The organism is Variovorax sp. RCC_210 (assembly GCF_041355175.1).
Taxonomy (GTDB): domain Bacteria; phylum Pseudomonadota; class Gammaproteobacteria; order Burkholderiales; family Burkholderiaceae_C; genus Variovorax.
Genome location: NZ_JBFUPJ010000012.1, coordinates 89,510 through 116,179, shown reverse-complemented (window position 1 = coordinate 116,179; position 26,670 = coordinate 89,510). Strand labels below are relative to the sequence as shown.

Genomic DNA, 26,670 nt, shown 5'->3' with positions numbered 1-26,670 from the left:
TTGTGCGGTCCTTTTGAGGTTTGTGCACTTCTTTGGTTAGACGGTCGGGGTGTTCTAGCACCCCGGCCGTCGCCTTTTGATACCTCGCTTCTGCATCGGTGCTTTCGCACCGACAACCTGCCGCGAGGCAAGCAGCCTTCAAGAATTTTTCAGTGCTGTGTGTGTTGCGCCTTTCTGGTTCCCTTGTCGGGTCGATGAGTTGCCGGGGCATTCACTTTAAGAGCAGAGCCCCTCGCCGCAAGCGCCTTGTTGCTGCACGAAGTCGCGACAAGCGCCAACAAATACAGCTTCCGCGATGTGCAGTGCAGGGTCTTTCGCGCAGGCAGTGCGCGCGATCAAGCGCGACGGAACGGTTTGCTCAAATAGCGCGAGCCCTTCTCGCCGAAACGCCACGGCAGCTCGATCGCTTTCGTGATGCCGATGCGCGGCCCCACCTCGAGTTCAGGCAACGCCTGGTTGCCCGCCGGCGCCAGCAGCTCGAACGGCGGCGCGTTCAGCGCCATGCCGTCGAAGCCGCGGTCGATGCCCAGCGCCTGGCCGACACGGCCCGGCCCCGCGCACAGCAACCGCAGGTCTTCAAGCCCGCGCCGCTCCTGCATGCGCTCGATGCCATGCGTGGGCTCCAGCGCGCGTATCAGCACCCCAGCGCCATGGCCGACCTCGCGGCACACGAAGTTCAGGCACCAGTGAATGCCGTACGACCGATACACGTAGGCATGCCCCGGCGGCCCGAACAGCGCCGCGTTGTGCGGCCGCAGCCCGATGAACCCATGCGCCGCGGGCTCGGTGCTGTCGTACGCCTCCGTCTCGACGATGCGCCCGCCCACGCCGTCGACCAGCACGGTCACGCCGATCAAACGGCGCGCCACTTCTTGCGCGGGGCCTTCGAAGCCGAGGGATGCAACAACAGAGGGCAAGGTGCGGGAGGGCATGCGCGTCGATCGTAGCCTTGGTGGCCGTGCCATGGTTCAAGCAGCCCGTGCACGTTTCAGGCAACCCAGCAGCACCTCGAACGCGGGTTCGATGTCCGCCTCTTGCACGCACGCGTACCCCAGCAGCAGCCCGCGCTGCGCGCTCTTGCGCCGGTAGTAGCGCGACAGCGGGCGCGTGAGCACGCCGTGGGCTTCCGCGTCTTGCGAGACGGCCACGTCGTCGCAGCCCTCGGGCAGCTGCAGCACCAGGTGCAGCCCGGCGTTGCTCGCCTGCGGGTGCAGGTACGCCGGCCCCAGGTGCGTGGCGATGAGCCCGGCCAGCAGCGCGCGCCGCCGCGCGTACAGCACCCGCATGCGGCGGATGTGCGCGGCGTAGTGGCCCTGGTCGATCAGCTCGGCCAGCGCCACCTGCGTGAGCGCATGGCCTTCGCGGTACAGGTCGGCGTGCGCCGTGCGAAAGGGCGCGGCCAGCGCGCGCGGCAGCACCATGTAGCCCACGCGCAGGCCGGGGAACAGCGTCTTGCTGAAGGTGCCGACGTAGATCACGGGGCTGTCAGGCTCCAGCCCCTGCATCGACGGAATCGGCCGGCCCGCGAAGCGGAATTCGCTGTCGTAGTCGTCCTCGAAGATCCAGCCGCCCGAGGCGCGCGCATGGTCGAGCAGCGCGCGGCGGCGCGCCAGGCTCATCACCGAGCCCAACGGGTACTGGTGCGAAGGCGTCACGAAGATCAGGCGCGGCGGCGTGCCGCCGCGCGGCCATCCGGCCTCGGGGCTGTCGTCGCCAGTTTCGACCTTCAGCGCGCGCACGCGCGTGCCGTCCATCTGCAGCACCTTGTGAAAGCCCCAGTAGCCGGGCTCTTCCACCCACACGGTGTCGCGCGGGTCGGCCAGCATGCGCAGCGACAGGTCGATGGCCTGGTGCACGCCCTCGGTCACCAGCACCTGGTCGGCGTTGCAGCGCACCGCGCGCGCCACGCGCAGGTGCTCGGCAATGGCCTCGCGCAGCGCCGGGTGGCCGCCGCCGTGCGAATAGGTGAGCAGGTCGGGCGTGGGCGCGCGCCACAGCCGCGACACGATGCGCCCGAAGGTGCGGTGCGGAAACTGCGTCACGTCGGGCACGCCGGGCATGAAGGCGCCCCACTGGCGCGGCGCCGCCGCCGCGTCGGCCACCAGCGCCTGTGCGCGCCTGGCCAGCCGCACGGCGGCGGGCGCCTCGGGGGCGGCGGCGCGCGCGCGGCCCGCGCTCAGCTGGCTCTCGGGCGTGGTCGCGGCCACGAAGGTGCCGCTGCCCACGCGCGAATGCACATAGCCCTCGGCCTGCAGCTGCGCATAGGCGTGCAGCACGGTGTTGCGCGACATGGCAATTTCGCGCGCCAGGTCGCGCGAGGCGGGCAGGGGGCTCGAAGGCGGCAGGCTGCCGTCGAGGATGGCCTCGCGCAGGCAGTCGTACAGCTGGCGGTTCAGCGCGGCCCCGGCATCGGGGGCGAGGCGTTGCAGCACAAGGTCGGCACAGATGGATTTCATGCAGGTTTTCAAATGGCCCCATGCATTTGAGCGAAAGCGGATCTTTTCGATGGGGCCAATGCCGGATTCAATCAGATCTTTCGAGCGATCTCCATCCTTCTTTCTTTCCGTCCTTCCTTCTCTTTCCAGCGAGCCTCCATGACCACCAACAGCGAACTCAAGAACCGCCGCCTCGCCGCCACCCCGCGCGGTGTGGGCGTGATGTGCGACTTTCATGCCCAGCGCGCCGAGAACGCGAGCCTGTGGGACGTGGAAGGCCGCGAGTACATCGACTTTGCCGCCGGCATCGCGGTGCTCAACACCGGCCACCGCCACCCGAAGCTGGTCGCCGCCATCGAGGCGCAGCTGGCCCGCTTCACGCACACGGCCTACCAGATCGTTCCCTACGAAAGCGCCATTGCGCTGGCCGAGCGGCTGAACGCGCTGGTGCCCATCTCGGGCCCGGTGAAGACCGCCTTCTTCACCACCGGCGCCGAGGCGCTCGAAAACGCCGTGAAGATCGCGCGCGCCCACACCGGCCGCGCCGGCGTGGTGGCCTTCGGCGGCGGCTTTCACGGCCGCACGCTCATGACGCTGGCCATGACGGGCAAGGTCGCGCCCTACAAGCTGGGCTTCGGCCCGTTCCCGGCCGACGTGTTCCACGTGCCGTTCCCCAGCGCGCTGCATGGCGTGAGCGCGGCCGATTCGCTGGCCGCGCTGGCGCGCCTGTTCAAGACCGACATCGACCCGCAGCGCGTGGCCGCGATCGTCATCGAGCCGGTGCAGGGCGAGGGCGGTTTCAACGTCGCGCCCACCGAGCTGCTGCAGGGCCTGCGCGCGCTGTGCGATGCGCACGGCATCGTGCTGATCGCCGACGAGGTGCAAAGCGGCTTCGCGCGCACGGGCAAGCTGTTTTCCATGCAGCACCACGGCGTGGAGCCCGACCTGGTCACCATGGCCAAGAGCCTGGCGGGCGGCATGCCGCTGTCGGCGGTGGCGGGGCGCGCGGCCATCATGGACGCGCCCGCGCCGGGCGGCCTGGGCGGCACCTACGCGGCCAACCCGCTGGCCGTGGCATCGGCGCATGCGGTGCTCGACGTGATCGTGGAAGAAAAGCTGTGCGACCGCGCCGCCGAACTGGGCTCGCGGCTGGTGTCGCGCCTGCTCGACGCGAAGGAATCGAACAAGGCCATCGCCGAAGTGCGCGCGCAGGGCTCGATGGTCGCCATCGAGCTGTGGGACCCCGCCACCGGCGCGCCCGACGCCGAGGCCGTGAAGCGCGTGCAGGCCAAGGCGATGGAGCAGGGCCTGCTGCTGCTGAGCTGCGGCATGTACGGCAACGTGATCCGCTTCCTGTACCCGCTGACCATTCCCGACGCGCTGTTCGAACGCGCGCTGGGCATCATCGACAACGCGCTGCAGGCTTGATGGAAATACGCGCATGACCAACGCCAACAACATCCACGCCACCAACCCCCTGGGCCTTAAGCGCCCCGACCTGCTGCAGCCCGCCTGCCTCATCGATGGCGAATGGACCGCCGCCGACAACGGCGCCACGCTCGCCGTGACCGACCCCGCCACTGGCCGGCACATTGCCGACGTGCCCCGCATGGGCCGCGCCGAAACCGAGCGCGCCATTGCCGGCGCCGCCGCCGCGCTGCCCGCCTGGCGCGCCCGCACCGCCCGCGAGCGCGCCCAGGTGCTGCGCCGCTGGGCCGACCTGATGCTCGCGCACCAGGACGACCTGGGCCGCCTCATGACGCTGGAGCAGGGCAAGCCGCTGGCCGAAGCGCGCGGCGAAATCGCCTATGCCGCCTCCTTCATCGAATGGTTTGCCGAAGAGGCCAAGCGCGTCGATGGCGAGGTGCTGCAGCCGCAGCGCGGCGGCCAGCGCATCGTGGTGCTCAAGCAGCCCATCGGTGTGTGCGCGGCCATCACGCCGTGGAATTTTCCGGCCGCGATGATCACGCGCAAGGTCGGCCCCGCGCTGGCCGCGGGCTGCACCATCGTCGTGAAGCCGGCCGAGCTCACGCCGCTGAGCGCCTTCGCGCTGGGCGTGCTGGGGCTGGAGGCCGGCCTGCCGCCGGGCGTGCTGCAGATCGTGACCGGCGACGCACCGGCCATCGGCGCCGCGCTGTGCGAGAGCGACACCGTGCGCAAGCTCAGCTTCACCGGCTCCACCGGCGTGGGCCGCCTGCTGATGCAGCAGTGCGCGCCCACCATCAAGAAGCTGTCGCTGGAGCTCGGCGGCAACGCGCCGCTCATCGTGTTCGACGACGCGGACCTGGAGCGCGCGGTGGAAGGCATCGTTGCTTCCAAGTTCCGCAACGCGGGGCAGACCTGCGTGTGCGCGAACCGCATCTACGTGCAGTCGGGCATCTACGAGGCGCTGTCGCAGCGGCTGGTGCAGGCGGTGGAAGCGATGCGCGTGGGCAACGGGCTGGAAGCCGGCGTGGTGCAAGGCCCGCTCATCGACTCGCGCGCGGTCGCCAAGGTGCGCGAGCACATCGACGACGCGCTCACGCAGGGTGCGCAGCTGCGCACCGGCGGCAAGCCGCATGCGATGGGCGGCACCTTCTTCGAGCCGACCGTGCTCACCGGCGTCACGCAGCAGATGCGCGTGGCGCGCGAGGAAACCTTCGGCCCGCTGGCGCCGCTGTTTCGCTTCGACACGGAAGAAGAAGCCATCGCCATGGCGAACGACACGGTGTTCGGTCTGGCGGCCTATGTGTTCACCGAAGACCGCCGCCGCATCTGGCGCGTGGGCGAGCAGCTTGAAACGGGCATGGTCGGCATCAACACCGGCCTGATTTCCAACGAGGTCGCGCCCTTCGGCGGCGTGAAGCAGTCGGGGCTCGGGCGCGAAGGCTCGCGCCACGGCATCGAGGACTATCTGGAGCTGAAGTACCTCTGCCTGCAGGACTGAGGAAAGAACCGGGGCCGCAAGCGCTTCGGCTTCAGCCCACGGCCTTGATGAGGCGCTCGCGCCCCGCCTTCGCGAGCATCGAGGCCACGGCGCACGAGGCGAGCCGTGCCGGTTCGGAATCGGCGCGGCTCGTGAGGATCACGGGCACCTTGGTGCCCAGCACGATGCCTGCCGCATAGGCGCCGCCCAGGAAGGTCAGGCTCTTCGCGAGCATGTTGCCCGCGTCCAGGTCGGGCACGATCAGCACGTTGGCACGCCCCGCCACCGGCGACACGATGCCCTTGATGCGCGCGGCCTCGGGGTCGATGGCGTTGTCCATGGCCAGCGGGCCGTCGAGCTGCGCCCCGGTGATCTGGCCGCGGTCGGCCATCTTGCACAACACGGCGGCATCGAGCGTGGACGGCACCTTGGCGTTCACCGTCTCGGTGGCCGACAGCAACGCCACGCGCACGTTGGGCATCTGCAGCGCGTGCGCGAGGTCGATCGCGTTCTGCACGATGTCGACCTTTTCCTCGAGCGTGGGCGCGATGTTGATCGCCGCGTCGGAAATGATCAGCGGCTGCGAGTGGCCCGGCACGTCCATCACGAAGCAATGGCTGATGCGGCGCGAGGTGCGCAGCCCGCCTTCGCGGCGCACCACCGCGCCCATGAGCTCGTCGGTGTGCAGGCTGCCCTTCATCAGCGCATCTACCTCGCCGCGCAGGGCCATGGCCACGGCCGCGTCGGCCGCGGCATGGCTGTGCGGCGCATCGACGATGTCGAAGGCCGACAGGTCCGCGCCAATGGACGCCGCCGCCGCCTCGATGCGCTCGCGCGGGCCGATGAGCACCGGCGCGATCAGGCCCAGCCGCACGGAAGAGAGCACCGCCTCCAGCGACACGTCGTTCACCGGGTGCACGACGGCCACGCGCAGCGGCGGCAGCGCGCGGGCCGTGGCGATGAGGCGGTCGTAGTGCGGGTGAGCTTGGGGGTGAGCTTGCGGGTGAGCCTGACCTTGGGCATGGGGTTGTGCGGCAGCAGGTGAAGACGCCATGGCGGGCTCCGAAGGGTGAGGGGTGAAAGGCGTCAGGACGCGCGAACCAGCGGGTGCCGCAGCACGCGCTCGCACACCGCGCGGCGGTCGGTCAGCTTGGCGTGCTCTTGCAGCCAGGCCTTCTCGTCCGCGGGCGTGGCCGCCTTGGTGGCGGTGGCCTTGGCGTGCGTGAGCCGCGCCACGTCGAGCGCGCGTTCGAGCGCTTGCTTGCAGGGCCGGTACTTTTCGGTGGCGTCGGTTTCGGTGGGCCATTGGCTCACCTGCTTTTCCAGCGTCTTGGTGAGCGTGTCGAAGGCCTTGCGGTCGGCCATCGCCTTCAGGTCGGTCACCTGGCTGGCCAGGTCGTTGAGCATGTGCTGGGAGGCCTCGGCCATCTCGCGCACCAACTCTTCGTCGGCGGCCAGGGCGTTGTGGAGGCACGCCATCGTCAGGACGGCTGCGCACAGCCATCGGGTCTTTCGCTTGAACTGCATGGCGGCAAAGCTTAGTCGATGCCGTGCGGCGGGCCCGCGGCGAAAGCCCCGCGGCGGCCGTCAGCGCCCCGCTTCGACGAACGAGTCAAGTTGAAACAGACTGTTAACCAGGCTCTAGAATCCGCGCCAAAACGTGGAGTGCCCCAGTGCCAGGCGCTGAGACCAAGCTCGGGGCATCAGAAAAAAGATCATTTCTGGAGGAGAAGATGAAGCGTGTCGTTCGTGCGGCCCTGGCGGGCCTGGTGTCTCTGGTGGTTGCGGGTTGCGGCGGTGGGGGAGGAGGGGGCGGCGGAGGCGGCGGAGGCGGCGGTGCCGCGTTCCCGCTGGTTGCCACGCCCGCGGCGCCGCAGGTCAATTACGTCAACGGGCTTTCCATTCGGCTCAACCAGCCTGCCAGCGTCAGCAGCACGGTCTACGAGGGCCAGCAGATTCCCAGCGTGCTGGTCTCGGGCACGCTGGCCGGCGACGTGAGCTTGCTCAACGGCAAGGTGCTCGTGCTGCTGGTCGTGGTGCCGGACCCGTTGTTCGAAGAGAAGCCCTCCGTCAGCATCAACGCGACCGGGCTGTCGGCTTCGCTGCTGTTGACCGGCAAGGTCGCACCGGACGGCGCCAGGGTCTACAAGGACAACATCACGGTCAAGGCCTGCCTCGACGCCGCCTGCCAGTCGGAAATTCGGGTCGAGAACCCGCAGGTGCCGTACACCGTCACCGTCAAGGCCGGGCTGACGCTGGGCCAGAAGAGCGTCGATTTCGTGACGCCCTTCGGCACGTACCCGGCCCCGGTGACCGTGCCGGTCGGCTTGCCGGCGGACGCGGCCTCGTGGTCGGTCGCACCGGTGATCGGCGACACCGGCGGCTTCAAGGTCGAGAAGGCCGGCGACGGCTCGCCGAACATCGTCGTTTCGTTGGAAGGCCTCGCGCCCACCGGCACGACATACAAGGGCAGCTTCTCGGTGAGGGCCAGCACGCAGGACGGCCAGCAACTGAGCAGGATGCTCGATGTGTCGCTGCAGACCACGGCGTCGACCGCGCCTTACGCGCCCTCCAGGCCGGAGGCCCGCTTCGTCGTTAAGCAGGGGTATCCGTACCTGACGGGCATGGATGCCGCCGTGTTCTTCCCCGGCAACACCAGCGACAAGATGAGCTACGTGAGCACGACGCTGTCCGCCCCACCGGGTGCCGACACGAGCATGTTCCCTAGCGGCTGGCTGTTCTTCTATTCGTACGACGAGGCAGGGCTGCCCCGGTTCGCGACGAAAAGCTACAGCTGGAAGACGCAGGTGCAGGGCTGCTACAACGGCCAGTGCCTGGTGCCCGGCCGCTATACCGCGACGCTGCGGTTTCGCTACGCGCCCGATGGCCAGCCGGTTTCCATGTTCGACTTTCCGGTGGTGATGGACATCGAGCCCTGACGGCGCCGGCAAGAAGGGGCGAAATGGGAGAGACTGCGGCCCCGGCCCGGCTCTCCCATTTTTTTGCCTCTTCAACTCCAAGGCGACCGATGAAGAAACTTTCCCTTGCCCTCGCGTTGCTGGCCCTGTGCACAAGCGCCCTGGCCGCCGACCTGAAGGTGCTCACCGCCGGCGCTTTCAAACCCGTGGTGGTCGCGCTGGCCCCTGTGTTCGAGCAGCGCACCGGCCACAAGCTCAGCATCGACAACGACACCGCGGGCGCGCTGCAGAAGCGCATCGCCGGTGGCGAGGCCTTCGACCTCGTGGTGCTCACGCCGGCGGCCATCGAGCAGCTGGCCGCGGCGGGCAAGGTGGCCGCGGGCACGTCGGCGCGGCTGGCGCGCGTGGCCATCGGCGTGGCCGTGAAGCAGGGCGCGCCGGCGCCCGACATCTCGAGCGTGGCGAGCTTCAGGCAGGCGCTGCTCGATGCGCGCGCGGTGGCCTACATCGACCCCGCCGCGGGCGGCTCCAGCGGGGTGTACCTGTCGCAGCTGTTCGTGAAGATGGGCATTGCGGCGCAGGTGCAGCCCAAGGCCGTGCTGGTGCCCGGCGGGCTGGTGGCGCAGCGCGTGGTCGACGGCGAGGCCGACCTCGCGGTGCACCAGGTCAGCGAAATCCTGGCGGTGCCGGGCGCCACGCTGGTCGGGCCGATTCCGGCGGAAGTGCAAAACTACACGGTGTACGCGGGAGCGGTGGGCGCCGCGGCGCGCGAGCCTTCGACCGCGCAGGCCTTCCTGGCCTTGCTGGGCAGCGCCGAGGCACGCGCGGTGCTGGCGCAAAAGGGCATGGAGGCGCCCTGAGCGGCACGCCCAACCTGTCCTGCTCGCGCTACTTGTCTTGCTCACGCTTTCGCGCCGCCGCGAACAGCGCCCCGCGAATCAACTGCAGCGACTGCCCGTGGCGGGCCGGATCGGCGGACACGTTCGAGGTCACGGCCATCACCAGTTCCATGGGCGGGTGCACCCAGATGAACTGGCCACCGTAGCCGGCGGCCATGAAAGTCGGCCGCGCCGCCTTGGAGGGCACCACCCACCACATGTAGCCATAGGGCAGCGACGCCGGCAGCCCGCCCGCGTTCTGCGCCGTGGTGGCCTGCGCGACAAAGGACGCCGGAACGACCTGCCTGCCGTCCCACACCCCGTTCTGCAGAAAGAGCTGGCCCAGCCGAGCCATGTCTTCGGTGCGCATGCCCACGCCTCGCTGATAGCTGGGCTCATGCAGGCCCAGGGGCACGACCAGTTGCTCGCGCGTGTAGTCGGCCACCGGCATGCCGACCGCCTTCTCGAGCACGCTCGCGAGCACGGGAATCAGCGCGTTGTCGTAGGCAAAGGCCTGCCCGGGTGCGTGGGCCAGCGGCCGTGCCCATGCATCGCGCGGGCGGCCCGCCGGCCCGGTGCCGGTGGGGTCGTCCACCGCGAAGCCGGCGCTCATGGTGAGCAGGTGGCGCACGGTGATGGCCTGCGCGCGCGGGTCGGTGTTCAACGCTGCCCACTCGGGCATGAGCGCGACCACCGGCTGGTCGAGGCTGGCGATGCGGCCTTGCGCCACGGCGATGCCGGCCAAGGTCGACAGCGCGCTCTTCATCACCGAGTGCACGTCGCGCAGCGCATCGGGGTTGCCGTCGCGCCAGTACTGGTAGACCAGGCGGCCACCCTGGGCGACGACCACGCTCTGCACGTCGGTGAAGCGCTCGGCGATGGTCTCGTTCACACCCTGGAAGGCAGCGGCGTCGAGCGCCTGTTGCGCTGGCGTTGGAGGGCCGCCACTGCGCCGCCGCGCCCAGCGCCACGAGCGGCAGTGCCAGCGCGAGGGAACGGGCAAGGGAGCGAACTAGGGCAAGGGCAAGGGCACGGGTAACGTGCCAACGCGCGGGAGTCGAACTGCTTTGCACGGCGTCTCCTTCGTCAGGTGATCGAACCGCGCAATTCTGCCAAGCCCTCAGAACTTGTACGTCGCCTTCACCCACGCATTGCGCGGCGCACCGTAGGTGTAGCCGTTGTACCCGCCCAGCCCGGTGTAGTAGCGCTTGTCGCCCAGGTTCTCGATGTTCAGCGAGGCGCTCAGCTGCTTGTTGAAGTCGTAGCGCGCCATCAGGCCGATGAGCGTCAGGCCGCCCTGCGTGGCGCGGCCGGTGCCGTAGGACTCGTCGTAGTAGATGTCGCTCTGGTAGCTCACGCTGCCGCCGATGGTGAGCTTGCTCCAGTCGCCCGGAAAGCGATAGCTGGTGGCCACGCGGAACAGGCGGCGCGGGTACGTGGGGTTCAGCAGCACCTCCTTGTTGTCGCGCTTGGCGTGGTAGGTGTAGCCGCCCATCACCTGCCAGCCGCGTGCGAGCTCGCCCGACACGGTGGCCTCGAAGCCCTTGCTGCGCGCGCCCTTCACGGCGCGGTACGGCGCGGTGCCGTCGCCCAGCAGCGGTGCGCCGCTGTCGAGCACGGCCAGGTTGTCTTCCTGCGTGCGGAACACCGAGAAGCTGGTGTTGAGCCTGCCGTCCCAGTGCTCGCCCTTGATGCCCAGCTCGGTGTTGGTGCCGCGCTTGGGGTCGAGCACCTGGTTGTTCGCGTCGCGCAGGGTGTTGGGCTGGAAGATGTCGGTGTAGCTCGCGTACAGCGAATATTCCTTGCTCAGGTCGTACACCACGCCCACGTAAGGCGTGAACACGGCGTCTTCCTTCACGGGCTTGTTGGTCACCAGCGCGCCGCGCGTGCCGTTGGTCCACAGGCGTTGCGACGAGGTGTTCTCGTACCAGCTCACGCGCCCGCCCACGAGCACCGAGAGCGCGTCCGCCGGCCTGAAGCGCACGGCGCCGTACAGGCCCTTTTCTTCGGTCTTGCCGTTGAACTGGTTCAGCGGGTAGTCGAACGAAGGCTGCGCGATGGCGCCCAGGTTGAAGATGCTCACCGTGCGGCGGTCGAAGGCGTTGGGCACCGCGCCCCAGTTGCCGTAGCCGTAGGTGTAGCGGTTGATGTTCAGGCCCACCGAGGCCTCGTGCGTGCGCCCGAACAGCTCGAAGGGCCCGGTGGCGTACATGTCGAGCGACTTGTTGTTGCTCTCGGCCGGGTTGTTGGCCACCTGCACCACGCCCAGGTTGGCCAGCGGGTTCAGCGCGGCCGGGTACAGCCAGAGGTCGCCGCTGAAGCGCTCGCGGTCGTTCCTGGCGTAGGCCGCGTCGGCCTTCAGGCGCCAGCCGTTGTCGAAGCGGTGGTCGAGGTTCACGAACAGGCGCTGCGTGGTCATGTCCCATGTGCTCCAGGGCGTGCTGGAGTTGTACGAGCGCGGCAGGCTGGTGGCCAGCCCGTTGCGGTAGAAGAGCGGCGACTGGCCGAAGTTGGCGCCGTCGATGGCGGTCTTCTGGTACTCGTAGCCGGCGCTCAGCAGGGTGCGGGGCGACAGGTCGAGTTCGGCGATGCCGTAGAACACGTCTTCGGCCTGCTTCTTGTTGTCGATGAAGCTGTCGCCCGCGGTGTGCGAAGCCACCACGCGGCCGCGCAGCGTGCCGGTGGTGTTCAGGCTGCCGCCCATGTCGAGCTCGCTGGTGTAGCGGTTCCACGAGCCGAAGCCCGCGGTGACGTGGCCCGAGAACTCGGTGCCCGGGCGCTTGCGCACCAGGTTGACCGAGCCGCCCGGCGAGCCCGCGCCGTTGAGCAGGCCGGCCGCGCCGCGAACCACTTCCACGCGGTCGTAGATGCTGGTGCTCGCCATGCTCGACTCGCCCGCCACCGTGTTGTACGAGAGCGTGGGCACGCCGTCGATCAGGGTGCCCAGCGCGAAGCCGCGCGACGAGAAGGTCACGCGCTCGTCGAGCCGGTCGGCCACGATGCCGGGCGTCTGGCGCAGCACGTCGACCAGGGTGCTCAGGTTCTGGTCTTCGATCTGCTGACGGCCGATGACGCTGACCGACTGCGGCGTCTCGCGCAGCGAGAGCGCCATGCGCGTGCCGGCGCCGGTGGCGCGCGTGGTGTACGAGCCGGTGGCTTCGGTGGTGGTGTCGGCAGGGCCCTGGGCCGAGACGGTCACCGCGGGCAGCGTGGCTTCGTCGGCGCCCGACGCGGCCCGCACCGGCTTGACCACCACCGCGCTGCCGTTGAGCTCGGCGGCCAGGCCGCTGCCCGCGAGCAGCCGGCCCACGGCGTCGCGCGGCGTGAGGTTGCCCGAGACGGCGGGCGCGGTCTTGCCGGCGACCAGCGCGGGCGGGAACATGAGCTGCAGGCCGGCCTGGCGTGCCAGCTCGTTCAGCGCGGGGCCCAGCGGCTGCGCGGTGATCGCGAGGGGGCGCGATGTGTTGAACACGCCCGCGGCCTGCGGCTGCTGCGCGTGGGCCGTGGCCGACAGGCTCGCGGCGAAGGCGGTGGCAGCGGCGACCAGGGCCACGGGTGCAAGAACGAAACGCGGTTGCCGCATGGGTGGAGAACTCCGAAACAAGGGGAAAGAAAGGCGTGGAAAAGGGGACGAAAAAAACGTCGCTGAACATGGAGTCGCACGGCGCGGCGGAACCCTCATGTCCTTGGCGCAAAATTATTCGAAGGCCTTGCCGGTGCCCGAGACCGGCGGCTCACGCAGACCCACCCGCTCACCCTGTTCGCTCCCTCGCATGAAAGGAAAGCCGATGCCCGACACCGACGACCTTGCTTCGCAGCCGCTCTATCACGGCACCAAGGCCGACCTGAAGCCGGGCGACCTCATCGCGCCGGGCTACGGCTCCAACTACGGCAAGGGCAAGCAGGCGCTCTACGTGTACCTGAGCGCCACGCTGGAGGCCGCCACATGGGGCGCCGAGCTGGCGCGCGGCGATGGGCCGGGGCGCATCTACACCGTGGCGCCGACCGGCCCCATCGCGGACGACCCGAACCTCACGGACAAGAAATTTCCGGGCAACCCGACCAAGTCGTACCGCTCCAAAGATCCGCTGCGCGTGACCGGCGAAGTGCTGGACTGGAAGGGACATTCGCCCGAGCAGCTCAAGGCGATGAAAGACGGCCTGGAGCGGCTGAGGCTGATGGGGGTGGAGGCGATCGAGGACTGAGCCGCGGCGCATGGAGCGCATGCAACGCGTGGAGCGGATGGAGTGTGCGGAGTGCATGAAGCACGGCCGGCCGCCTCCACAATTTCGCCTCGATTGCTCCCTAAGGTGCGCGGGTGCTTCATCTCGCCCGCCTTCCTTTCCGCTTCCCCGCTCGCTTTCCCCATCGCTTCCTTGCTCGCCGAGCGGGCCCGCGCAAGACGCTGACTACCGTCGTCGGCACGACGCTCTCTGTGCTCGCGGTTCTCGCTGCCGGCTGTTCGCAACCGCCCGCCGCGCCGGTGGAAAGCCGGGCCCGGCTCGCTCCCGCGCCAACCCCGCAAAGCGTCTGCAGCGTCGAGCTGTATGGCGACTCCATCCTGCACGGCGGCTACCTCGGCGACCGCCGGTTGAAGGAGCCGCCCGCCGATGCGCTGCGGCGTTTGCGCCCGCGCTACCGCGTGGTCGATCGCTCGGTGAACGGAGAAACGGCCGGCACCCGAATGGCTTCGTTCGCGAGCGAAGAGCGCTCGGGCCGCATCGTCGTCATCCAGTACGGGCTCAACGACGCCATGCAGGGGCTGCCGCTGGAAACTTCTTTGCGCGCCATGGTCGCCAAGGCCAGGGCGGAAGGCCGGCATGTGGTGCTCACGGGCCTGTCGCGCACGCTGGTCGGCGCCGACGTGCGCGACCGGGGTGATGCCGCGGTGCGGCGGGTGGCCAGGGAGCTGGCCGTGCCCTTCGCCGACTGGGGCAGCGTGCCGGTGCGCCCCGCGGAGATGGCGGACATCCTGCACCCGGACCAGGCCTATTCGGCCCGGCTCGTCGAGCACCTGGTGAGGGTGCTGGACACCGTGGCGCCCGAATGTGTGTGACTTGCGCGTGACCTGCGTATAAGAGCTCGGGCCTCGCCGGCCACTACTGGCCGGCGACGCCGACCACCTCGAGCACCGCCCCACGCCGCTCCAGCCGCACCGGCAGCAACTGCGGCAACGCCTGCGCGAAGGTGCCGACCTGGCGCAGGTCGAAGCTGCCGCCCAGCCGCATCGCGCCCACTGCCGGGTCGCGCACCACCAGGCCGGTGTCGCCGTAGCGTTCGAACTCGGCCAGCGCCTGCGCCAGCGGCGTGTCGTCGAAGCTCACGCGGCCCTGGCGCCACGCGGCCACGCCGCCCGGCGCCACGGCGACGACGGGCGCCAGCCGGCCGGCTTCGTCCGCCGTCACGCCCTGGCCCGCGCCCAGTTCGACACCGACACCGATGCCAATGCCGGCATCGGCGCCAGGCGCCCCGCGCAACGCCGCGCCCGACACCCGCACCCGGCCCGACTCCACCGCCACGGTGGTCTTGCCCGCGTCGATGCCCGAGGGCATGTGGCGCACCGAGAAGCGCGTGCCGACCACCACCACGCGCGCGGCGCCGGCCAGCACGTGGAAGGGCTGCGCGGGGTTGCTGCTGACGATGAACATCGCCTGCCCGCCGACCAGCCGCACCTCGCGGTGCTCGCGGTACAGGCGCACCTCGGCCTGGGTGGCGGCGTCCAGCTGCAGCGTGCTGCCGTCGGGCAGGTCCACGTTCAGCCGCTGGCCGCGCGCGGTGGCGTAGTGCTTCTCGAAGGTGGGCTGGCTGCGCCAGCGGTCCCAGCCGAGCCAGCCGCCGCCGACCACGCCCACCGCCGTCGCGGCCATGGCGGCCTGCGGCACGAGGCGGCCGAGGTCGAGCAGCCACGCGCGGCGGCCGGGGGAGGCGGGGCGCTGGCGCGGCTTGGCGGGCGCGGCGCTTGTGGCAGCGGTGGCGGCGGCTTGCAATGCGTCCACCTTCAGGCCCTGCTTCAACGCATGGACGTGCTCGGCCGGCAGCTGGCGCACGCCGTCGAGGCTGTGGCCGAGCGCTTCGTACAGCGGGCCGTGCGAAGCGTCGGCGGCCAGCCAGGTGCGGAACTCGGCCTGCGCGGCGGCGTCGAGCCCGTCATGGCTGCGCGAGGCCCACAGCGCGGCCTGCAGTTCGGCGGCGTCCTGCGTGCGCGCGTAGGCCTCGAACTCGCGCGCGTCGGCGTCGTCCCGGGCGGTGTTTCGGACCGAGGTGCGGTCGGCGGTGCGGGAAGGCGTGGTGTCGTGGGGGGCGTCGGCCTGCTTTGTCATGGCTTCTTTGGCTTCTTGTAGTTGGAGTCGCACGAGGCCGTCAAACCCTCACCCCCCGATTCACCCCGCAGCTGCCGCTCGCACGCGCGGCAGGCCAGCCGGCCGCGGGCGATGTGCTTTTCGACCATGCTGACCGAGGCGCCCATGCGCTCGGCGATCTCGGCGTGCGAAAGCCCGTCGAACACGTGCAGCACGAAGGCCTCGCGGCAGCGCGGCGGCAGGGCCTCGATGGTGGCCACGTAGGCGTTCACGCCCTGCGTGGAGGCGGCGATGGCATCGGGCTGCAGCTGCGCGGCGGCGGCGGGGTGCTCGGCCTCGGGCAGGCCGTCGAGATCGCGATGGTCGCGCAGCAGGCTGCGGCGGTGCCGGTCGACCATCACGTGGCGGGCCGTCTGGTACAGCAGGGCGCGGGGTTCGGCGATGGGCACGGCGGCGCGCTGCATGGCGAGCACGCGCGCATAGCTTTCCTGCACGATGTCGGCCGCCGCGTCGCGGTCCTGGAGTGCGCGCGCGCAGAAATTCAGCAATTCACGGTAGTAACGGGTAACCACAAGAAATCCAAAGCCATGGGACGGTCCCGTCTGCAGGTTGGCTTTGGATGGGTGGCTGGCCTGGACGCTCGGGAGCGGCAGGCATTATCTACGAGGGGCGCATGGCAAGGCCAGGGGCAGTGCATGCGCCGGTCCCTCGGTTGCCTTCAGCTCGCGTAGCGCTTTTCCAGCGCGTCGAGTTCGGGCTTGCGCACCAGCCGCTGGCGCTCGGCAAAGGGCACGACCAGCGCCGGGTCTTCGTCGATGCGCTTGGTTTCGCGCAGCACCGTCAGCGCCTTCTGCATGCCCGCGACCGCGCCCTGAAGCGCCGCGTTGGCATACAGCACGATGCCGTAGCCCAGGCCGGCCAGTTCCTCGGCGCCGAAGATGGGCGTCTTGCCGCCGATCACCATGTTCATGAGCTGGGGCTTGGCCAGGCGCTGCGGCAGCGCGCGAATCTGCTCGGCGGTGGTCACGGCCTCCACGAACAGGATGTCGGCGCCGGCCTCGCTGAACTTCTGCGCGCGTTCGATCGCGGCCTCGAAGCCCTGCGTGGCGGCCGCGTCGGTGCGCGCCATCACGAGCAGGTCGGCGTCGGTGCGCGCATCCACGGCGGCCTTGATCTTGTCGACAGCCTCTTCGGTGGAGATCACGTCCTTGCCCGAGAAGTGGCCGCAGCGCTTGGGCGCGACCTGGTCCTCGAACTGGATGCAGTCGGCGCCCGCGCGCTCCAGCACGCGCACCGTGTGGCGCACGTTCAGCGCATTGCCGAAGCCGGTGTCGGCGTCCACGATCAGCGGCAGGCCCACGGCGTCGCGGATGCGCGCGGTGTGGTCGGCAATTTCGTGCAGGCCCATGAAGCCCTGGTCGGGCAGGCCGAACCACATGTTGGTGACGCCCGCGCCGGTGACGTAGATGGCGTCGAAGCCCAGGTCTTCTACGACGCGCGCCGACAGGGCGTTGAAGGCGCCCGGCACCAGCACGCCGCGGCGCGCCTCGGCCAGGGCGCGGAGTGTCTTGCGAGTGGACATGGCGGTTTCCTGAATGAAAAAAGAGGGAGGGGGCCGGTGAGAGAGCGGCGGAAAGGCCAGCCTCAGAAGGTGTCGCCGGGCACGCGCACCCAGCCTTCCATCAGCACGCGCGCGCTGCGGCTCATCACGGCCTTGGTCACCTGCCATTGGCCGTCGACCAGCGCCGCCTGCGCACCCACGCGCAAGGTGCCCGACGGGTGGCCGAAGCGCACGGCCGCGCGCTCGCCGCCGCCAGCCGCCAGGTTCACCAGCGTGCCCGGAATGGCCGCGGCGGTGCCGATGGCCACGGCCGCCGTGCCCATCATGGCGTGGTGCAGCTTGCCCATCGACAGCGCGCGCACCAGCAGGTCGACATCGCCGGCGGCCACCGGCTTGCCGCTGGAGGCGGTGTAGCCGGTGGGGCGCGCCACGAAGGCCACTTTGGGTGTGTGCTGCCGGCCGGCCGCTTCCTCGATGCTCTTGATGAGCCCCATGCGCAGCGCGCCGTGCGCGCGAATGGCCTCGAATTTCGCGAGGGCCGCGGGGTCGCTGTTGATCGCGTCCTGCAGCTCGGTGCCGGTGCAGCCGATGGCCTCGGCGTTCACGAAGATGGTGGGAATGCCGGCGTTGATCATCGTCGCCTGCAGCGTGCCGACGCCCGGCACCTCGAGCGCATCGACGAGCTGGCCGGTGGGGAACATCGCGCCACCACCACCACCACCACCACCGCCGCTGCCATTGCCTTCTTCTTCCGCGGCGGGGTCCATGAACTCCAGCTGCACCTCGGCCGCGGCGAAGGTCACGCCGTCGAGTTCGAAGTCGCCGGTTTCCTGCACCGCGCCGCCCGCCATGGGCACGTGCGCGACGATGGTCTTGCCGATGTTGGCCTGCCAGATGCGAACGACGGCCACGCCGTCGCGCGGCACGCGCTGCGCATCGACCAGGCCGTTGCCGATGGCGAAGGGGCCCACGGCGGCAGACAGGTTGCCGCAGTTGCCGCTCCAGTCGACAAAGGGCTGGTCGATGGAGACCTGACCGAACAGGTAGTCCACGTCGTGGCCGGGCCTGTCGCTTTTCGACAGGATCACGGTCTTGCTGGTGCTCGACGTGGCGGCGCCCATGCCGTCGATCTGCTTGCCGTAGGGGTCGGGGCTGCCGATGACGCGCAGCAGCAGTGCGTCGCGCGCGCGGCCCGGCACCTGGGCGGCGGCGGGCAGGTCTTGCAGGCGAAAGAAAACGCCCTTGCTGGTGCCGCCGCGCATGTAGGTGGCGGGAATCTTGACTTGGGGTGCGAAGGCCATGGGGAGGGTTCCGTTGCTTTCTGTGGCGTTCTATGGCGTTTGTTAGATCAGGCGGCCACGGCGGTGGTCGATGCGAGAAAGTCCTGCGCAAAGCGCTGCAGCACGCCGCCCGCTTCGTAGATCGACACCTCTTCCGCGGTGTCGAGGCGGCAGGTCATGGGCACGGCCACCCGCTCGCCGTTGCGCCGGTGAACCACCAGCGTGAGGTCGGCGCGCGCCTGGGGCTTGCCGGCCACGTCATAGGTCTCGGTGCCGTCCAGGCCCAGCGTGAGGCGGTTGGTGCCGGGCTTGAATTCCAGCGGCAGCACGCCCATGCCGATGAGGTTGGTGCGGTGGATGCGCTCGAAGCCCTCGGCCGCGATGGCTTCCACCCCCGCGAGCCGCACGCCCTTGGCCGCCCAGTCGCGCGACGAGCCCTGGCCGTAGTCGGCACCCGCCACGATGATGAGCGGCTGCTTGCGCAGCATGTAGGTCTCGATGGCCTCCCACATGCGCATCACACGGCCCTCGGGTTCCACGCGCGCCAGCGAGCCGGCCTGCACCGTGCCATCGGCCTTGCGCACCATCTCGTTCTTCAGCGTGGGGTTGGCGAAGGTGGCGCGCTGCGCGGTGAGGTGGTCGCCGCGGTGGGTGGCGTACGAGTTGAAGTCCTCCTCGGTCAGGCCCATCTTGTGCAGGTACTCGCCGGCGGCGCTGTCCAGCAGGATCGCGTTCGACGGCGACAGGTGGTCGGTGGTGATGTTGTCGGGCAGCAGCGCCAGCGGGCGCATGCCCTTGAGCGTGCGCTCGCCGGCCAGCGCGCCTTCCCAGTACGGCGGGCGGCGGATGTAGGTCGACGCGGCGCGCCAGTCGTACAGCGGCGCCACCTGCTCGCCGCTGTCGGGCTGTATCGCGAACATCGGCTCGTACACCTGGCGAAAGTGCGCGGGCTTCACGCTGGCCTTGACGATGGCGTCGATTTCCTCGTCGTCGGGCCAGATGTCTTTCAGGCGGATCTCCTTGCCGTCGACCACCGTCAGCACGTCCTTCTCGATGTCGAAGCGCACCGTGCCCGCGATGGCATAGGCCACCACCAGCGGCGGCGACGCGAGAAACGCCTGCTTCGCATACGGGTGGATGCGGCCGTCGAAGTTGCGGTTGCCCGAGAGCACCGCGGTGGCGTACAGGTCGCGCTCCACGATCTCTTGCTGGATGACCGGGTCCAGCGCGCCCGACATGCCGTTGCACGAGGTGCAGGCATAGGCCACCACGCCGAAGCCGAGCTGCTCCAGCTCGCCCATCAGCCCGGCCTCCTGCAGGTACAGCGTGACGGCCTTGGAGCCGGGCGCCAGCGATGTCTTCACCCACGGCTTGCGCACGAGGCCCACGCGGTTGGCGTTGCGCGCCAGCAGGCCGGCCGCGATCACGTTGCGCGGGTTGCTGGTGTTGGTGCAGCTGGTAATGGCCGCGATGATGACGGCGCCGTCGGGCATGCGGCCCGGCTCGTCTTTCCACGGCGCGGCAATGCCGCGCGCCGCCAGCTCGGTGGTGGCCACGCGCGCATGCGGGTTTGACGGGCCGGCCATGTTGCGCACCACCGTCGACAGGTCGAACTGCAGCACGCGCTCGTACACCGCGTGCTCCAGCGCATCGGCCCACAGGCCGGTGTGCTTCGCATAGGTTTCGACCAGGTGCACCTGCGCGTCGTCGCGGCCCGTGAGGCGCAGGTAGTCGATGGTTTGCGAATCGATGGCGAACATGGCGGCGGTGGCGCCGTATTCGGGCGCCATGTTCGAGATGGTCGCGCGGTCGCCCAGCGTGAGGCTCGATGCACCCGCGCCGTGGAACTCCAGGTACGCGCCCACCACCTTCTGCTGGCGCAGGAACTCGGTCAGCGCCAGCACCACGTCGGTGGCCGTGATGCCGGGCTGCGGCCGGCCCGCGAGCTGCACGCCCACGATGACGGGCAGCCGCATCCACGAGGCGCGCCCCAGCATCACGTTCTCGGCCTCCAGCCCGCCCACGCCGATGGCGACCACGCCCAGCGCGTCGACGTGCGGCGTGTGGCTGTCGGTGCCCACCAGCGTGTCGGGGAAGGCCACGCCCTCTTGCGCATGCACCACGGGCGACATCCGCTCCAGGTTGATCTGATGCATGATCCCGTTCCCCGGCGGTATCACCTCCATGTTCTTGAAGGCGCGCCTGGTCCATTCGATGAAGTGGAAGCGGTCTTCGTTGCGCCGGTCTTCGATGGCGCGGTTCTTGGCGAAGGCGTCGGGGTCGAAGCCGCCGCACTCCACCGACAGCGAATGGTCGACGATGAGCTGCACCGGCACCACCGGGTTCACCTGCGCCGGGTCGCCCCCCTGTTCGGCGATGGCGTCGCGCAGGCCGGCCAGGTCGACCAGCGCGGTCTGCCCCAGGATGTCGTGGCACACCACGCGCGCCGGAAACCACGGAAAGTCATGCTCGCGCTTGCGCTCCACGATCTGCGTGAGGCTCTGCGCCAGCAGCGCGGGGTCGCAGCGGCGCACCAGGTTCTCGGCGTGCACGCGCGAGGTGTAGGGCAGCGTGGCCCAGGCGCCGGCGCGCAGGGCCTCGACGGCCTCGCGCGCGTCGAAATAGTCCAGCAGCGTGCCGGGAAGGTTCTTGCGGTATTGGGTGTTCATGGGGCGTCTCGGGTCCCCATGCACGGATGCGGCACGGGGCCTTGTGTGTTTTGTGCTTCGCTTTTTACTTCCGATCCTGGATCGGCGCGAACTTCAGGTCTTCCGGCCCGGTGTAGTTGGCGCTGGGCCGGATGATCTTGTTGTCGATGCGCTGCTCGATGATGTGCGCCGCCCAGCCCGAGGTGCGCGCAATGACGAACAGCGGCGTGAACATGGCCGTGGGCACGCCCATCATGTGGTAGCTCACGGCGCTGAACCAGTCGAGGTTGGGGAACATCTTCTTGGCCTCCCACATCACGCCTTCCAGCCGCTCGGCGATGTCGTACATCTTGGTCGAGCCGGCCCCGTGCGACAGCGACTTCGCCACGCCCTTGATGACCACGTTGCGCGGGTCGCTCACGGTGTACACCGGGTGGCCGAAGCCGATGACCACTTCCTTGGCCTCCACGCGTCGGCGGATGTCGGCCTCGGCCTCGTCGGGCGAGTCGTAGCGCTTCTGGATCTCGAAGGCCACCTCGTTGGCGCCGCCGTGCTTGGGCCCGCGCAGCGCGCCGATGGCGCCGGTAATGGCCGAGTGCATGTCCGAGCCGGTGCCGGCCACCACGCGCGCGGTGAAGGTCGAGGCGTTGAACTCGTGCTCGGCGTACAGGTTCAGCGAGGTGTGCATGGCGCGCTCCCATTCGGCGCCGGGCTTCTCGCCGTGCAGCAGGTGCAGAAAGTGCGCGCCGATGGAGTCGTCGTCGGTCTCCACGTCGATGCGCTTGCCCTGCGTGGACCAGTGGTACCAGTACAGCAGCATCGAGCCCAGCGAGGCCATGAGCCGGTCGGCGATGTCGCGCGCGCCGGGCACGTTGTGGTCGTCCTTCTCGGGCAGCATGCACCCCAGCGACGAAACGCCGGTGCGCATCACGTCCATCGGGTGGGCGCTGGCGGGCAGCTGCTCCAGCGACTCCTTCAGGCTGGCGGGCAGGCCGCGCATCGACTTGAGCTTGGCCTTGTAGGCGCGCAGCTCGGCGGCGGTGGGCAGCTTGCCGTGCACCAGCAGGTGGGCGATTTCCTCGAACTCGCAGACCTCGGCGATGTCCAGGATGTCGTAGCCGCGGTAGTGCAGGTCGTTGCCGGTGCGACCCACCGTGCACAGCGCGGTGTTGCCGGCGGTGACGCCGGACAGGGCGACGGATTTCTTGGGCTTGAAGCCGGTGCTGGCTGGCGTGCCGGTTGCGGTTGCTGTAGGGGTTGCCGTGGGGGTGGCGATGTCGTTCATGCTGCTTCCTTTTCTGTGTGCAGGTAGGCGCCGGGAATGCGCGCGGGCCGTCCGTTCTTGTCGACGACCACCATCTCGAACAGCGACTGGAGCGCGGTGCGCGGCTCGCTCCCGAGCTGCTCGGCCGTGCCGCTCACGCACACGGTGAGCGAACTGCGCCCGACGCGGCTGACCCACGCGCGCAGCCGCAGCACGCTGCCCACCGGCACGGGGGCCAGGAACTGCGCGTCGCCGCAACGGGCCATCACCACGTCGGCCTTCGCGAACGCCCGCGCGGCCAGGAAGGCCGCCTTGGACATCAGCAGCAGGGCGTTGCCGCCGAACAGCGTGCCGTAGTGGTTGGCGTGCTCGGGGAACACGATGTCCGTGAGCTCGAGCGCGGTGGGTGGGTTCGTCGTCATGGATTCGCAATTTACGCAATTGCGTGCCCATAATGAAGGGCTGAATTAGCCAATCATTGCGAATGAAAAACGCGGGTTTTGCAAATATTGCAAATCCTGGTATTTCCGCCATTCGCCAGGAGCCTCACGATGAGCAAGACTTTCATGGGCGTGCGCCTGCGCAAGCTGCGCGCCGAGCGCGGCATGACGCAGGTGGCGCTGGCCCAGGCGCTGGGCCTGTCGCCCAGCTACCTCAACCAGATGGAGCAGAACCAGCGCCCGCTCACCGTGGCCGTGCTGCTGAAAATAAGCCGCACCCTCGGCGTCGATGTGCAGCAGTTCTCCGAAGACGAAGAAGCGCGCCTGGTTTCCAGCATGCGGGACGCATTGGCCGACAACCCCGGCGGCGAAACCGTGGCGCTGCCCGAGCTGCGCGAGGTGGCCTCGCAGATGCCCGCCGTGGCGCGCGCGCTGCTGGCGCTGCACCGCCGCCACCAGGAGGCCATGGAGCGCCTGGAGATCATGGGCGCCGAGCTGGGCGACGGGCGCGGCGACTTCTCGCGCACGCGGCCCATGCCCTTCGAGGTGGTGCGCGACTTTTTCTTCTCGCACCAGAACCATTTCGACCCGCTCGACACGGCCGCCGAAAAGCTCGCCGCCGAGGCGCGCGGCCATGGCGGCCCGCTGTCCGAATGGCTGCTGCAGCGGCTCATGAAACAGCACGGCGTGCGCGTGGTGCCCACCGACGACGACGCCGTCGACAGCCAGCGCCGCTACGACCCCACCAGCCGCGTGCTGCGCCTGTCGGGCAGCCTGGAGCCGGGGCAGCAGGCGTTCCAGTTGGCCACGCAGCTCGCGCTGCTGGAGCAGACCGCGCTCATCGAGTCGCTGGTGGAAAGCGCCCGCTTCGGCGACGTGCCCGCGCACGCGCTGGCCCGCATCGGCCTGGCCAACTACTTCGCGGGCGCCATGCTGCTGCCCTACGGCCTCTTCCTGAACGCGGCGGAAACGCTGCGCTACGACATCGACCTGCTGGCGCGGCGCTTCGGCGTGGGCTTCGAGACCATCTGCCACCGGCTGAGCACGCTGCAGCGCCCGGGCGCGCCGGGCGTGCCTTTTTTCTTCATCCGGGTGGACCGGGCGGGCAACATCTCGAAGCGGCAGTCGGCCACGCACTTTCACTTTTCGAAGACCGGCGGCACCTGCCCGCTGTGGAACGTGTACGAGGCCTTTGCGCAGCCCGGGCGCATCCTGCGGCAGCTTGCGCGCATGCCCGACGGGCGCACCTACCTGTGGGTGGCGCGCACCGTGTCGCACGGCCAGCGCGGCTTCGCCTCGCCGAGCAAGACCTTTTCCATCGGCCTGGGCTGCGACATTCGCCATGCGTCCCGGCTCATCTACGCCAAGGGGCTCGACCTGGCCGACCAGGAGGTGCCCACGCCCATCGGCATGGGCTGCAAGGTGTGCGAGCGCGACGCCTGCCCGCAGCGCGCGTTCCCGTTCATCGGCCGGCCGCTGGACGTCAACGAGAACGAAAGCCGGTTCACGCCGTACGCGGTGGCGGACGCCTGAAGGCGTGTGGCCCGGCGCTACCAAAAAAACAGCCCGCACAAGGCGGGCTGAATGGCCCCGATCTCGCAAAGGGCCTGTGGAGGGAGGTGTCCGCCGGAGGAATCAAGCGGACAAGGCAATGATGGCGACCAAATTGGGAGACTTTGTGGAGGGGCTCGCGGTTTTGCGTTTGCTTTTGCTTTTGCGTTCGCGGGGGCTGCCTACACTGCGGGCCGACGTTTTTTTCCATCCACATTCACCCATGACCTACCAGGCAGGACTCTTCAACGGCAAGCGCGCCCTCGTCGCCGGCGGCACGCAGGGCATCGGCGCGGTCATCGCCAACCACCTGGCCGCGCTCGGCGCGCAGGTGACGGCGCTCGGGCGCAGCGGCGGCGACGGCACGCTCGACGCGGCGGTCGACATCAGGTCGGCCGACATCTCGTCGTCCGACAGCCTGGCCGCGGCGCTGACGGACATCGACCGGCTGGACATCGTCTTCAACTGCGCGGGCATCCTGCAGCGCGGTGCCGAGCACGACATCGAGGTGTTCGAGAAGGTGCTGGCCGTGAACCTCACCGGCACCATGCGCGTATGCGGCGCCACGCGCGAGCGGCTGAAGGCCAGCAAGGGCTGCATCGTGAACACGGCGTCGATGCTGAGCTTCTTCGGCGGCGGCCTGGTGCCGGGCTACGCGGCGAGCAAGGGCGGCGTGGCGCAGCTCACCAAGTCGCTGGCCATCGCCTACGCGGCCGACGGCATCCGCGTGAACGCGGTGGCACCCGGCTGGATCGCCACCCCGATGACGCAGGCGCTGCAGGACGACCCCGCGCGCGCCGGCCCCATCCTCGCGCGCACGCCGCTGGGCCGCTGGGGCACGCCCGACGACGTGGCGCGCGCGGCCGTGTTCCTGTGCACGCCGGCGGCGTCTTTCATGACCGGGGTGATCCTGCCGGTGGACGGCGGGTACATGGTGAGTTGAGGGCAGGGGGCCTTCATCGGCGTCTCTTTCTCTCTCTCGGTTACCTGCGGCGCGCGAGCTTCAGTGCGACCGCCGCGAAGACGCCTGCCAGCACCATGAGCGTGAGTTCGAACGACGCGAACACGCCGTCCCCCTCGCGAAGGCTGGCGAGCAGGTCGCGGTCGCCAGCTAATGCACTTGCCAGCGGCAAGGCGGCCAGCAGCACGGCGGCGGCGGCGAACTGCTCGACCCATGCGCGCCCGACGCGCCGCGCACATGCGTGCAGCAGCATCAGCCCCCACGCGATGAAGAACAGGTGAACCTCCCACTCGCCGCGCGACGCAAGGCCGGGCGGGAGCAGGCGGTTGCCCCACAGGAATGCCGCCATCGCCACCGGAAGGCCCGCGATGGCCGCGATGTTGAGCCGCTCCACCAGCCGAAGGCCGAAGGGGGGCGTTTGCTGCACGGCCTGCCGCGCGCGCCGCTTCGCTGTCCACAGCACGAGCCCGGTCGCGACCATCGCCGCGCCGGTGAGGCTGGCGAAAAAGTACAGCCAGCGCGTCACCCCATCGGCAAAGCGCCCCACGTGCAGGCCGTACAGCACGCCGCGGGTTTCGGCGACCGGGGCGGAGTGGTCTTTCACCTGCAACAGCGCGCCGCTCGCGCCGTCGAACACCGCATGGCGCGGGCTCACCGACACGCGCCCCGCGTCACCGCGCACCACCGTCACGCGCGACGCCGCATCGCCGGGGTTGTCGACCAGCAGCCGCGCCACGCGGCCCGTGCCCCAGCGCCGCTCGGCCTCGCGCACCATCGCGCCCACGTCGGCGAGCGGCGCGGCGGTGCCGCTGGCCGCGCCCGCCGGCAGGAACGCCGTCATCTCGGCCCTCAGTGCCTGTCGCAGCTGCGCTGTTTGGAGCGCGCTGTCGGCGCCCCACGGCATGTACAGCGTCATGAGCGTGACGAGGCCGGTGTAGGTGATCATCAAATGAAAGGGCAGCGCGGTGACCGACAGCGCGTTGTGCGCGTCCAGCCACGAGCGCTGGCCCTTGCCGCGACGGAAGGTGAAGAAGTTGGCGAAGATCTTCTTGTGCGTGATGACGCCGCTGACCAGCGCGACCAGCATGAACATCGTGGCCAGCCCCACCAGCCAGCGCCCGACCACCCGCGGCAGGTAGTGCAGCGAGAAGTGGAAGTAGTAGAAGAATTCGCCGCCGTAGGTTTCGCGCGCGTGCACGACGTGGCCGGTCAGCGGGTCGAGCATGGCCCTGCCGTCGTTGCCTCCGTTGCTGCGGATGTGCCACGAGGCGGCCACGACGTTCGTGCGTTCACCTGCCAGCTCGATCACCCATTGCGTCGCACCGGGCGCCAGCGCCTGCAGGCTGGCAACCGCCTGCATCGCGCTGCGGGCCGCATCCGTCGGTTGCTTCAGCGCAGGTATCTCGGGCCGCATCCACTGCGAGAGCTCTTCGCGAAAGTAGCTCACCGCGCCGGTGAGGAACATCGCGTACAGCAGCCAGCCGAACAGCAGCCCGGTCCAGGTGTGAAGGCCGGCCATGGCCTGGCGAA

At 69.5% G+C, this 26,670-nt stretch carries 22 protein-coding genes; 8 read left to right on the top strand and 14 right to left on the bottom strand.

The features are described 5' to 3' along the window. Positions 1 to 335 precede the first annotated feature (335 nt). Positions 336 to 932: a DNA-3-methyladenine glycosylase gene (locus AB6807_RS27830; RefSeq protein ID WP_371087080.1), complete on the bottom strand. Its 597-nt coding sequence runs from the start codon at positions 930 to 932 to the stop codon at positions 336 to 338. Between the two features lie 36 nt (positions 933 to 968). After that, positions 969 to 2,456, bottom strand: a complete 1,488-nt coding sequence (locus AB6807_RS27825) for a PLP-dependent aminotransferase family protein (RefSeq protein ID WP_371087079.1) — start codon at positions 2,454 to 2,456, stop codon at positions 969 to 971. Between the two features lie 138 nt (positions 2,457 to 2,594). Here AB6807_RS27825 and AB6807_RS27820 point away from each other — a divergent pair, with 138 nt between their 5' ends. Further along, positions 2,595 to 3,863: a 4-aminobutyrate--2-oxoglutarate transaminase gene (locus tag AB6807_RS27820; RefSeq protein ID WP_371087078.1), complete on the top strand. Its 1,269-nt coding sequence runs from the start codon at positions 2,595 to 2,597 to the stop codon at positions 3,861 to 3,863. A 13-nt stretch (positions 3,864 to 3,876) separates the two neighbouring features. Beyond that, a complete protein-coding gene (locus tag AB6807_RS27815) occupies positions 3,877 to 5,361 on the top strand; it encodes an NAD-dependent succinate-semialdehyde dehydrogenase (RefSeq protein WP_371087077.1) in 1,485 nt (494 codons plus the stop codon). 31 nt (positions 5,362 to 5,392) lie between these two features. Here AB6807_RS27815 and AB6807_RS27810 read toward each other — a convergent pair whose 3' ends face one another. Together AB6807_RS27810 and AB6807_RS27805 are read right to left on the bottom strand one after the other, a co-directional pair. Then, positions 5,393 to 6,394 (bottom strand): phosphate acetyltransferase, encoded by a 1,002-nt coding sequence (locus AB6807_RS27810; protein ID WP_371087076.1) that lies wholly within the window; start codon positions 6,392 to 6,394, stop codon positions 5,393 to 5,395. A 32-nt stretch (positions 6,395 to 6,426) separates the two neighbouring features. Then, the gene (locus AB6807_RS27805) at positions 6,427 to 6,867 is read right to left on the bottom strand and encodes a hypothetical protein (protein ID WP_286514187.1); all 441 of its coding nucleotides are present in this window, start codon (positions 6,865 to 6,867) and stop codon (positions 6,427 to 6,429) included. 206 nt (positions 6,868 to 7,073) lie between these two features. Here AB6807_RS27805 and AB6807_RS27800 point away from each other — a divergent pair, with 206 nt between their 5' ends. Further along, positions 7,074 to 8,279, top strand: coding sequence for a hypothetical protein (locus tag AB6807_RS27800; RefSeq protein WP_371087075.1), 1,206 nt, complete (start codon positions 7,074 to 7,076; stop codon positions 8,277 to 8,279). Between the two features lie 89 nt (positions 8,280 to 8,368). After that, on the top strand, positions 8,369 to 9,118 hold the full coding sequence (locus tag AB6807_RS27795) for a substrate-binding domain-containing protein (protein WP_371087074.1): 750 nt from the start codon (positions 8,369 to 8,371) through the stop codon (positions 9,116 to 9,118). A gap of 28 nt (positions 9,119 to 9,146) precedes the next feature. On the opposite strand, the gene AB6807_RS27790 is transcribed toward AB6807_RS27795, so the two are convergent. After that, entirely contained in the window at positions 9,147 to 10,139 is a 993-nt protein-coding gene (locus AB6807_RS27790) for a serine hydrolase domain-containing protein (protein ID WP_371087073.1), read from the bottom strand. 117 nt (positions 10,140 to 10,256) lie between these two features. Beyond that, entirely contained in the window at positions 10,257 to 12,719 is a 2,463-nt protein-coding gene (locus tag AB6807_RS27785) for a TonB-dependent siderophore receptor (protein WP_371087072.1), read from the bottom strand. Positions 12,720 to 12,924: 205 nt separating this feature from the next. On the opposite strand from AB6807_RS27785, the gene arr reads away from it, so the two are divergent. Then, positions 12,925 to 13,341, top strand: coding sequence for an NAD(+)--rifampin ADP-ribosyltransferase (arr, locus tag AB6807_RS27780; RefSeq protein WP_116909960.1), 417 nt, complete (start codon positions 12,925 to 12,927; stop codon positions 13,339 to 13,341). Between the two features lie 230 nt (positions 13,342 to 13,571). Then, on the top strand, positions 13,572 to 14,192 hold the full coding sequence (locus AB6807_RS27775; RefSeq protein ID WP_371087071.1) for an SGNH/GDSL hydrolase family protein: 621 nt from the start codon (positions 13,572 to 13,574) through the stop codon (positions 14,190 to 14,192). Positions 14,193 to 14,235: 43 nt separating this feature from the next. Here AB6807_RS27775 and AB6807_RS27770 read toward each other — a convergent pair whose 3' ends face one another. The 7 genes from AB6807_RS27770 to AB6807_RS27740 form a co-directional block, all read right to left on the bottom strand. Continuing rightward, complete coding sequence (locus AB6807_RS27770; RefSeq protein WP_371087070.1) at positions 14,236 to 15,456, bottom strand: FecR family protein; 1,221 nt, start codon at positions 15,454 to 15,456, stop codon at positions 14,236 to 14,238. Further along, complete coding sequence (locus tag AB6807_RS27765; protein ID WP_116909958.1) at positions 15,453 to 16,007, bottom strand: RNA polymerase sigma factor; 555 nt, start codon at positions 16,005 to 16,007, stop codon at positions 15,453 to 15,455. The genes AB6807_RS27770 and AB6807_RS27765 overlap by 4 nt, the downstream gene beginning before the upstream one ends. A 146-nt stretch (positions 16,008 to 16,153) precedes the next feature. Then, entirely contained in the window at positions 16,154 to 17,017 is an 864-nt protein-coding gene (locus AB6807_RS27760) for an oxaloacetate decarboxylase (protein WP_371087069.1), read from the bottom strand. A 62-nt stretch (positions 17,018 to 17,079) separates the two neighbouring features. Beyond that, on the bottom strand, positions 17,080 to 18,297 hold the full coding sequence (prpF, locus tag AB6807_RS27755; RefSeq protein WP_371087068.1) for a 2-methylaconitate cis-trans isomerase PrpF: 1,218 nt from the start codon (positions 18,295 to 18,297) through the stop codon (positions 17,080 to 17,082). Between the two features lie 47 nt (positions 18,298 to 18,344). Next, entirely contained in the window at positions 18,345 to 20,945 is a 2,601-nt protein-coding gene (acnD, locus tag AB6807_RS27750; protein ID WP_371087067.1) for a Fe/S-dependent 2-methylisocitrate dehydratase AcnD, read from the bottom strand. Positions 20,946 to 21,009: 64 nt separating this feature from the next. Then, a complete protein-coding gene (prpC, locus tag AB6807_RS27745) occupies positions 21,010 to 22,209 on the bottom strand; it encodes a 2-methylcitrate synthase (protein WP_371087066.1) in 1,200 nt (399 codons plus the stop codon). Beyond that, positions 22,206 to 22,610, bottom strand: coding sequence for an acyl-CoA thioesterase (locus AB6807_RS27740; protein ID WP_371087065.1), 405 nt, complete (start codon positions 22,608 to 22,610; stop codon positions 22,206 to 22,208). Before AB6807_RS27740 ends, prpC begins: the two co-directional genes overlap by 4 nt. 129 nt (positions 22,611 to 22,739) lie before the next feature. On the opposite strand from AB6807_RS27740, the gene AB6807_RS27735 reads away from it, so the two are divergent. Then, on the top strand, positions 22,740 to 24,161 hold the full coding sequence (locus tag AB6807_RS27735; RefSeq protein ID WP_286514216.1) for a short-chain fatty acyl-CoA regulator family protein: 1,422 nt from the start codon (positions 22,740 to 22,742) through the stop codon (positions 24,159 to 24,161). A gap of 241 nt (positions 24,162 to 24,402) precedes the next feature. Further along, positions 24,403 to 25,122: an SDR family NAD(P)-dependent oxidoreductase gene (locus tag AB6807_RS27730; RefSeq protein WP_371087064.1), complete on the top strand. Its 720-nt coding sequence runs from the start codon at positions 24,403 to 24,405 to the stop codon at positions 25,120 to 25,122. 40 nt (positions 25,123 to 25,162) lie between these two features. Here AB6807_RS27730 and AB6807_RS27725 read toward each other — a convergent pair whose 3' ends face one another. Then, positions 25,163 to 26,659, bottom strand: coding sequence for a PepSY-associated TM helix domain-containing protein (locus tag AB6807_RS27725; protein ID WP_165840343.1), 1,497 nt, complete (start codon positions 26,657 to 26,659; stop codon positions 25,163 to 25,165). Positions 26,660 to 26,670: the final 11 nt, after the last annotated feature.

Excerpts from the sequence above, each read along its gene's own strand:
- AB6807_RS27800 (WP_371087075.1), top strand. The coding sequence starts at position 7,074 with ATGAAGCGTGTCGTTCGTGCGGCCCTGGCGGGCCTGGTGTCTCTGGTG.
- AB6807_RS27770 (WP_371087070.1), bottom strand. The coding sequence starts at position 15,456 with ATGACAAAGCAGGCCGACGCCCCCCACGACACCACGCCTTCCCGCACC.
- prpC (WP_371087066.1), bottom strand. The coding sequence starts at position 22,209 with ATGAACGACATCGCCACCCCCACGGCAACCCCTACAGCAACCGCAACC.
- AB6807_RS27740 (WP_371087065.1), bottom strand. The coding sequence starts at position 22,610 with ATGACGACGAACCCACCCACCGCGCTCGAGCTCACGGACATCGTGTTC.
- prpF (WP_371087068.1), bottom strand. The coding sequence starts at position 18,297 with ATGGCCTTCGCACCCCAAGTCAAGATTCCCGCCACCTACATGCGCGGC.
- AB6807_RS27830 (WP_371087080.1), bottom strand. The coding sequence starts at position 932 with ATGCCCTCCCGCACCTTGCCCTCTGTTGTTGCATCCCTCGGCTTCGAA.
- AB6807_RS27815 (WP_371087077.1), top strand. The coding sequence starts at position 3,877 with ATGACCAACGCCAACAACATCCACGCCACCAACCCCCTGGGCCTTAAG.
- arr (WP_116909960.1), top strand. The coding sequence starts at position 12,925 with ATGCCCGACACCGACGACCTTGCTTCGCAGCCGCTCTATCACGGCACC.
- AB6807_RS27725 (WP_165840343.1), bottom strand. The coding sequence starts at position 26,659 with ATGGCCGGCCTTCACACCTGGACCGGGCTGCTGTTCGGCTGGCTGCTG.
- AB6807_RS27820 (WP_371087078.1), top strand. The coding sequence starts at position 2,595 with ATGACCACCAACAGCGAACTCAAGAACCGCCGCCTCGCCGCCACCCCG.
- AB6807_RS27810 (WP_371087076.1), bottom strand. The coding sequence starts at position 6,394 with ATGGCGTCTTCACCTGCTGCCGCACAACCCCATGCCCAAGGTCAGGCT.
- AB6807_RS27730 (WP_371087064.1), top strand. The coding sequence starts at position 24,403 with ATGACCTACCAGGCAGGACTCTTCAACGGCAAGCGCGCCCTCGTCGCC.
- AB6807_RS27825 (WP_371087079.1), bottom strand. The coding sequence starts at position 2,456 with ATGAAATCCATCTGTGCCGACCTTGTGCTGCAACGCCTCGCCCCCGAT.
- AB6807_RS27785 (WP_371087072.1), bottom strand. The coding sequence starts at position 12,719 with ATGCGGCAACCGCGTTTCGTTCTTGCACCCGTGGCCCTGGTCGCCGCT.
- AB6807_RS27805 (WP_286514187.1), bottom strand. The coding sequence starts at position 6,867 with ATGCAGTTCAAGCGAAAGACCCGATGGCTGTGCGCAGCCGTCCTGACG.
- AB6807_RS27735 (WP_286514216.1), top strand. The coding sequence starts at position 22,740 with ATGAGCAAGACTTTCATGGGCGTGCGCCTGCGCAAGCTGCGCGCCGAG.
- AB6807_RS27795 (WP_371087074.1), top strand. The coding sequence starts at position 8,369 with ATGAAGAAACTTTCCCTTGCCCTCGCGTTGCTGGCCCTGTGCACAAGC.
- AB6807_RS27760 (WP_371087069.1), bottom strand. The coding sequence starts at position 17,017 with ATGTCCACTCGCAAGACACTCCGCGCCCTGGCCGAGGCGCGCCGCGGC.
- acnD (WP_371087067.1), bottom strand. The coding sequence starts at position 20,945 with ATGAACACCCAATACCGCAAGAACCTTCCCGGCACGCTGCTGGACTAT.